This window comes from Blastocatellia bacterium (assembly GCA_035573895.1).
Taxonomy (GTDB): domain Bacteria; phylum Acidobacteriota; class Blastocatellia; order HR10; family HR10; genus DATLZR01.
In genome coordinates, this window is the sequence record DATLZR010000051.1 from 1 (window position 1) to 8,287 (window position 8,287).

At 59.7% G+C, this 8,287-nt stretch carries 6 protein-coding genes; all 6 read right to left on the reverse strand.

All coding sequences use genetic code 11. The annotated features are described in order from the left end of the window. Positions 1-787, reverse strand: a 787-nt coding sequence (locus VNM72_05655; GenBank protein HXF04882.1) for a hypothetical protein, incomplete at its 3' end; no start/stop codon positions are given. A gap of 11 nt (positions 788-798) precedes the next feature. Then, positions 799-1,608: an LPS export ABC transporter ATP-binding protein gene (gene lptB, locus VNM72_05660; protein HXF04883.1), complete on the reverse strand. Its 810-nt coding sequence runs from the start codon at positions 1,606-1,608 to the stop codon at positions 799-801. Between the two features lie 7 nt (positions 1,609-1,615). Next, a complete protein-coding gene (gene lptC, locus VNM72_05665; GenBank protein ID HXF04884.1) occupies positions 1,616-3,916 on the reverse strand; it encodes an LPS export ABC transporter periplasmic protein LptC in 2,301 nt (766 codons plus the stop codon). A 190-nt stretch (positions 3,917-4,106) separates the two neighbouring features. After that, complete coding sequence (locus VNM72_05670; GenBank protein HXF04885.1) at positions 4,107-6,368, reverse strand: M1 family aminopeptidase; 2,262 nt, start codon at positions 6,366-6,368, stop codon at positions 4,107-4,109. 379 nt (positions 6,369-6,747) lie between these two features. Then, on the reverse strand, positions 6,748-6,882 hold the full coding sequence (locus VNM72_05675; protein ID HXF04886.1) for a hypothetical protein: 135 nt from the start codon (positions 6,880-6,882) through the stop codon (positions 6,748-6,750). A 171-nt stretch (positions 6,883-7,053) separates the two neighbouring features. Next, positions 7,054-8,049, reverse strand: coding sequence for a thiamine-phosphate kinase (gene thiL / locus VNM72_05680; GenBank protein HXF04887.1), 996 nt, complete (start codon positions 8,047-8,049; stop codon positions 7,054-7,056). Between the last annotated feature and the right edge of the window lie 238 nt (positions 8,050-8,287).

Here is an 8,287-nt window from a genome sequence, read left to right on the forward strand (position 1 = left end):
CCTCGCTGAGTAACTCGCCCACAGAGACTCCCAGGCGAGCTGCCAGATCGGTCCATTTCCCACCCGCCAGCTCATGAAGATGATCACGGACCAATCGGGTAGCGAGACGGTTCTCCCATCCTCGGGCGCGAAGTTGCAGCAACAAACATTCTCTGAGGTCTCGCGCCCCAATGCCTGGCGGATCGAAACTTTGAACAATTTCCAGTGCGCGCTCGACGACCTCTGCGGGCCATTCTCCCAGCGCCCGGATCTCTTCCAGCGTCGCTTCCAGGTATCCGTCACTATTGATGCAACCAATGATAGCTTCGGCCGCTCGACGGACATCCTCGCTTTCCGGGGAGGCCAGCGCCAACTGTTGCATCAGATCGTCATAGAGCGTCCGCCGCTGCGGCGTCAGCCGTTCCAGAAGCGATTCCTCCTCCGCCTCCGGCGGTTCCGACCATTCGGTGCGGGGAGCGGGATCGAGATACTCCTGGAAATATGAGTCGAGGTCAACCTGCTCAAAGGGATCGGTGGATTCGGGTTTCCTCGGTTCGACTTCTCCCTCAGGAGGACCTTCCCCCGGAGTGAGGCCGACGTATTCGTCCTTCTCGGTACTTCTCAAAGCGGGCTCCGCCGTGGGGATGACTTCGGGGACCTCCTCCAGCACCGGATTCTCCTGAAGCTCCTGGGCGAGAAGCTCACGCAGCTCCAGCTTCGTCATGGCCAGCATATCTATTCGCTGCCGCAGGTGCGGCGTGAGGATCAGCCGATGGGCCAGTCCGGGATGAATCCGTGGTGCCGGCATAGCTCACATCGTCACAATCGAAAAGTCTCGCCGAGATAGACGCGACGCACCTCCGCGTCTTCCAGCAGTTCCGCCGGTGTCCCGCAACGGAAGACCTTTCCCTCGCTCAGGATGTAGGCGCGATCGGTGATGGCCAGCGTCTCTCTGACATTATGATCGGTGATGAGGACACCAATCCCTCGATCCTTGAGGCGCCGAATGACCTCCTGAATGTCCACCACTGCCAGAGGATCAATACCGGCCAGAGGCTCATCCAGCAACATAAAGCGCGGCTCGGTCACGAGCGAGCGAGCGATTTCCGTGCGGCGGCGCTCACCCCCGGAGAGCGCATATCCCTTCACATGACGCACGCCCATGAGCCCGAAATCCTCCAGCAGGCGGGTGAGTCGCTCTCGCCGCTCAGCATTCGAGAGCTTGAGCGTTTGAAGAATGGCGAGAAGATTTTCCTCCACCGTCAACTTGCGAAAGATCGAGGGCTCCTGAGGAAGATAGCCGATCCCCCGACGCGCGCGCAGGTACATCGGGAGTTCCGTTATGTCATCATCGCCGAGAAAAATCCGCCCCTCATCGGGCGCGATCAATCCCACGATCATATAAAACGTCGTCGTCTTGCCGGCGCCATTGGGTCCGAGTAATCCCACGATCTCACCGGGGCGAACATCGAGCGAGACATTGTTGACCACACACCGACCACGATAGCACTTCCTGAGACCGAGGGTACGGAGGACCGCTCCCGTGTGTTGCTTTTGTACCGAGGGGCTGACGGCGATTTCTCTTTCTTCAATCGCGCGGCCTGCCACCTCTTCGACCAGTGTTCTCATCGTTCCCCTACTGGATTTTTTTCGTCGTTTTCACCCGGCGCGAGCCTCCGTCAGTTTCGACAAAGACTTTATCATCGGCCAAAAGGAAAGTCAATCGAGCGCCTTTTTGACTCAGGTGTTGACGATCGTCGTCCACTCGCGCCGGTGCGCCCGTCAGGACAATTTCGTCGGTTGCCGCCGTGTAGACGGCGTGATCTCCCAGGGCGCGACGCGACGGTTCAGTGAGAGTGACGTTTCTCTCCGCCGTCGCCCGCTCGATCTCGGCAACATCAAGCTTCAAGGTTACCGTCACCCGCTCGGCCGATAATCGTTGACTCCCTCGCTTGAGGAGGACGCCCCCTGCGTACTCAACCACCCGCAAAGCATCTCGATAGGTCAGCCGATCGGCCGAGACGAAGACGGGTATCGCTTCTTTGGACGGGACATCTGCTCGCCGCGCCCGGTAAAACAGCGACCGAACCGACCCCCGTGCAATCATCATTCGTTCGGTCTGACGCAACTCGATGACGTCCGCTGCCACATAGCTGTCGTCCTGCCAGGCGCGAGCCCCCCCGCTATAGATGGCAGCTGCCGCCTGACGATCCACCTCCAGCCGATCCGCCGCGAGAAATATCGGCGCTCGGGCATCGCCAAACGGAGCCGCTCCTCCCGTCGCCCGCCGATTCACGTAGGCGGTCAGGACCTTACCCCGAGCCACGATCGTCTCCGCACGGAGGTTCAAGTCAATCTCAGTGGCGCGCGTCCGTCCCCGATCGTCCCACACCTCGGGGTTCCCCCGAAGGCGGATTGCACCATCGGCCTGATCATAAACGGCTCGCTCGCCGGAGGCCTGACGGTCTCCCTCCCGGTAGCGAAAATGTCCCGATTGAACAATCCAGGCGATGTCCTGAGTTGTGGAGTCGAACTCCGCCTTCAGATGGTCGCTTGTGGCGATCCGAATTCGCGATGGACCGTCCTGCGGATCATTCGGTCGAACCTCCACGCGGACGTGACCTTCCGCCGTCAGCTCTTTCATCAGGTTGTCACGGTCGAAAAACCGCAATTCCATTCGATCGGCCTGAACCGTTTTATGCTCTCCCGATTTGCCGGACACGGGTTCAACCGCCAGGGAGACATCTCCTTCCGCGACGATCCGATCGAAGATCCGACGCTCGGGGCGATAGATCAGATGCACGGCATTAGCCTGAAGCCGTTTGCTCGAGGGTGTGGCTACGAGTATCCGCCGGATCCCTTTTTCACCGGACGGAACCGCCGGAGGAGCTGAGAAGAAAAGCTCCACGCGACCGCCATCTCCCTTGACCTCGGAAGGGTACAGCTCCTGACGGCCAAGAGCGGCGAAATTCACTTCGATCCGCGATGTCCGCAGCTCCCGTACTCCGAGAGCTTCGGCGATCCGCACCCAGGCATCGCCCGTGGCGATGGCACGCACGAGTTGTTGATTTCCACCGAAGAAAAATCCCATCGTGCGCGACGCCAGTTCACTTCGGCGAGGACCCTCCTGCGATTCAAGCCGGGCATTGCCGAACGCGTTCACCTGCTTCAATCGGTTCTCGGCATCGAAAAACGCCTCAATACGATCGGCCCGAAATCGGTGGCCGCGCTGGGTCATTACGACCGATCCGATCAGTTCCAGCATGGAAGTCGCGCGACGATACCGCACGAGATCACATCGCGCCGTGAGTGGCGATCCCCGCAGCCCCCGGTCCGACTGACGCGGTTCAAAAACGAGAGAGACGTCCTCACTCAGAACGACTTGTTCCCGCTCCTGTTCGGTCTCGATGACCAGCCCATGACTCTCTCCCTGGAAGCCATCGCGCGAGAACGTCACCGGCACGTCCGTTCGAATCACACCCTTCGGTTGGTCATAGTAAAGTCGCTCGGTCTTGAGCGTCAGTCCGTCATCGGTGCTCGCCTCCACGTTGGAGGCGAAGATGACGCTCCGGGTACTCTCATTGTACGAGGCGCGTGCTGCTGTAATCCTGGCTCGTGGCTGGCCGCTCGATCGGTACACGGTGAGGACCACATCCTTCAACTCCCGATGGCCATCATCGTAAACCTCAGCCCGCGCCGCCGTCACGACAAAGACCGTTTGATTCCTCTCCGTCTGCACATGGCGAAGATTGTCGCTGACCGAAATCAGCCGCCGCCCCGAGGTTGTTTCGGCGAAGGGCGAATGACCCCTCTGCAAAAACCCGTACTGATTCCTGTAGGAGATGACAAGCACGGCCACGATGGCCCCGAAGAGAAGGACCGCGGCAAGCCGCACCAATCGCGGCGAGAGATGTCGCTGCCGTTGTCGCCTTATCACATCGCCTCTCCTCAGCCCCTTGCGGGTTTCATTGTACCGTAGGAGAGCAGGAGGAGGAAATACCATCATCATTTCGAGTGCTATGACGGAATCAAGGAAGCTTTGCAAGGGGCAGAGAACGGGCGGGAAAGGCTTCCTGTCTGCCCAAGCAGGCCGAGCCTGAACGATCGGTGAGAAAAGTAGTCCCTGTCTAAACGGAGCGAAAGCTCAGGGTACCAGTGGGGAAGAACGGCTCGACAAAGGCGTTTCGGAATCTTTCAGCGGGTTGCCTGGCGCGGATGGCGACGGTGAAAAATCCTCCCGCGGTTTCCGCAAGCCTGTCTGCCAGGCCCGAGGCGTGCGCTCCCAGGATGTTTCTGAGGGAAGGAGCGGCATGGCCAGCCGCCCGGGCGCGCGTCGGCGTATACGGCTGTTCCAGATATTTTTGTGCAACCTGGAGCGCACCGTTGTAATCATCGCGCGTCTCGATGGCTTTCTGGTAGTCGGCAACAGCGCGCTCCCGTTGACCCAAAGCATCCCAACAATTTCCTCGATAGATGTAGCTCCACACGACCACCCACGGGGGACGCTGGTTCCCGTTGATCGCATCACTGAATGCATCCACCGCTCGTGGGAAGTTTCGCTGCTCAAAGTAGAGCAATCCCAGATTGTAATGAGCCCATGAACTGAGGGAATCCAGTTCCAGGGCAGCGCGAAATTGCTGCTCGGCCTCCGGGTATTCCCGGTTGTTCAAATGCTCGATTCCACGACGCACGATGACGGCTACCCGAAGTTGATCCGTCAGATGCAAAATTCGATAGTTCGGATCAATGATTACTTCGACCGGTGGCGTCTCCGACGCAATCTCAAAGGGGCCCTCCGTCCCCTTGAGGACAATCACCGTCTTTTCTTCCTTTCCCCCCTCTGCCTTCAGAAGAATTTCCACCGGCATATCGAAAATTTCCAGATTTTGCTTGACCGTTCCCCGGACTTTGAATTTGCCCTCGCGCGTGCGGAGGATCGTATACTCGAGGCGAAATTCCGGCACCCCCGTCGAATCAACCCACAGGCCGAAGAACGCGCGCATCTCCCGGCCAGCCACACGTGACGTCAGGGTTTCAAAATCGGCAATGGACGCATTCTTGCCGTTATAGGTGTTGTAGTAGCTCGTGATCAAGGAGAAGAATTTTTCATCCCCCAGTACGTAGCGAAGCATGTGGAAGACGAACGCCCCCTTGTAAAAGACGATAGCCTGATAGCTCGGAGACAGGTCATAGAGTTGAATCGGTGCGCGGGCAATTGACGCGGCAGATTCAAAGGCCAGGGCACGTTCCATTGTCTCCTGAAGCGCCTGTTCGTATTCGGCCTGAGGGGCCGTCGCTTCACGAAACAGAAGCGAACTGTACTGAGCAAGACCTTGAGACAGCCAGGCATCATCAAAACTCCGCAACGCCACGGCTTGTCCCCACCATTGATAGGCCACTTCGCGAGCCAGACGACCCAGATCCAGCGGCCGATCTCCCGCCACCAGATGGGGCGCCAGGAAGAGCACTCCAGGCCCGGAATAGTAGTCGAGCGTTTCATTATCTACCTCGGCAATCCTCAAACGGTCGCCAAAGGCATAGGGCCCAAACCGCGCAATATAGACCTTCAGCATCTGACCGAGAGGCTCGGCCAGGGCCTCCAGACGGTTTTCATCACCCGGTTTGGCGAAGAGTTCGAGCCTCACGCCGGAGGGATTTGTAACCTCCTTGACGATGTATTTGCCCAACGCCAGCGAACCGGGCAGTACAGGTTGCGTGCACACCAGTGTATAAGAGACCCGATCCTGTCGCGGCTGAGGACGCGCCGGTTGAGGCTCGCGCGACGGTGGAGGCGGAGTCGTTGTGGGCCGTCGCCGGACCTGACGGGGTGGTGGTGAAGGTCGCTCCTCAGTCGGTCTGGGCGCCTCGACGACCGCCGAAACCGGTTTGGCGGTGACCGCCTGCTCGCTGTAGCCGACCAGGCGAAGATCGGGCGGCGTCACCAGTGTGATCTCATATGTCGCGCGGTCCGCTGCATAATCGTGAAAGGGAAACCATCGGGAAGCGTAGAAGAGGTAACTTCCTTCCGGGCCCACATAGGCCAGCCGACGATCCGGAATGGGGCCGCCCTCAGCCGTTCGCAACTCACCGGCATAGTCGAAGACGAGAGCAACCTCTGAACCCGCCTCGATCACCTTCCCCAGGTCAACCCGCACGGTGACCTGATCCAGCCGATCCTGCAAAAACTCGAGCGGTTGGTTGCTCTGCGCATCGGTAACCCGCGAGACAACCAGTGATCCGTTCAGCTCCAGTACCACCGATCGTGACGGGGCCTGCAACCGAAGCCGCACGAGGGTCCGCGCTGTCAGCCGGTAGTTTGCCGGATCAATCTCCGCCTCGATCTTGTAGTGGAGAACGTCGAGTCCGTTGTCCGCCTTATTCTGCGCCACGCCAGCACCGACTCCCGCAGCGGGGAGACCGACCACAAGACTTATAATCACCCATGCGAGACAAACCCGGCCGGGGTAGCCGCAACTCAGTCCTCTCATCAGATGCCCGAACACGCGGCAATTCTACCACCGGTGAGATCGCTTTGTCAGCACTCCTGTACGCGAGAATTCACTGCCGCTTTTCCAGACGTTTCACGTCGGCTACCTGTGCTTGGGCCGCTCGCGCGGCCATTGTTTTTTTGTTGCATGTTGCACGTGGGGGGCACATCCTGTGCATGGAGCTGATTAATCCGCCTTGTCACTCCGACGGTTCATGTCCCGTCTTTGGCCGGGCGTCGGCAGACGCTCCCCGGAGGGTAGCCAGACGTGCGGCGTCTGGTCAGCGGGGATCACGATGACGCGCAACGATGCTTCTCCCATTCAATCCGTCGCGCAATTGTTCGGGGCACGTCGCCGGGAGCACCCGGCCCCACCGGACCTGCTGGCGGGTCTCCAACGCACCGTTCGTCTTCACGCCCCGTTTTCCAGACAGTTCGCGTCTGCTTGCCTTCGCGAGGCCACTTCCGTAATGATCGCTCTTGTGACAAGCCGCTCGTCTTCCACTCTCCCTCCACGCGGCCTCTGAGCGGCGGGCACCCTCGAAGCGTAATTGGGGCGATGCATACACCCCCTCTACAACTCGGTATTACATCCTTCGGAAATGATCGTAGCCTTGCGGTTGCAGCAGCTCTCGTTGGCCCTCGCGTTCGAGAAAGATTTTTCGCGGCTCGCCGATGATCTGACCGATGCAGGTCAGCGGGACGTCAGGCACCGCCGATTGAAGCTCGGCGATGAGATGAGCTTTGTGCTTCTTGACGGTGAAAAGGAGTTCATAATCCTCGCCCCCGTGAAGCGCGGCGATAAGCGGATCAAGGCCGAGGTCACCGGCTCCGGCTACGACGGGAAGACAATCCGCGTAGACCACAGCTCCCACACCACTCTCATCGCAGAGGTGGAAAAGATCCGAAGAAAGCCCATCGCTGACATCAATCATGGCGTCGGCGATGCGATGTTCGCCGAGATACCTTCCAACGGCCAGCCGCGGCTGGGGGGCGAGATGCGCCAGTAAGGCCTCCCTTTGCAGGTCGGGTAACGACTCGCTTAGCCGGACACCCGATTGGAGCAACGCCAGGCCGAGAGCAGAGAGACCGAGCCGTCCGGTCACGTAAAGGAGATCTCCCGGCATGGCTCCATCCCGCCGCACCGCCTGATGCACCGGACAATCCCCGAGCACGGTGATGACGATCATCAGACCGCTCCTGGATGCCGAAAGATCGCCGCCGATAAGAACGGTTGACGTTGCATCAGCCAGTGTCAGCAACCCGTTGAAGAATTCGTCGAGGGAGGCTTCATCGAAATCCGGGGGAATGGCGAGCGTCAGGAGAAACTCACGCGGAGTTCCCCCCATCGCGGCGATGTCACTTAGATTAACCGCGAGCGCTTTGTGTCCGAGCAGGCGGGCGGGCGTGTATTCCCGGCGAAAGTGAACGTCCTCAACAAGGGCGTCTGTCGTCACCAGAGACCATCGTCCGCTCGGACGTTTCAAGATGGCCGCGTCGTCACCGATGCCGAGAATCAGTTCCGGAGAGTAACGCCGAGCCGCCGCCCGAATCCGATTGATCAGGTCAAACTCCGGTCGCACCGATTCACCCCCTCTCGACCTCCAGGACCGGATGATCGTTTTCTTCTCACGGGGCGGTAATCTACCTGACAGTGCGGGGAAATGACAAGTTTCCACTCACCCTAGCTCCGGGCGTATGGGGACGGGTCGGATGCCACGCAGGAAATCGCCATACGCCGGGAGCCTTCCCCCGTGTGAGGCGCACGACCGACGTGTTCGATCCTCTATCAGGGGCGTTCAGGCTCTCGATTCCGCCACA

Coding starts and splice junctions, on each gene's coding strand:
- lptB (HXF04883.1), bottom strand. CDS start 1,608: ATGAGAACACTGGTCGAAGAGGTGGCAGGCCGCGCGATTGAAGAAAGA.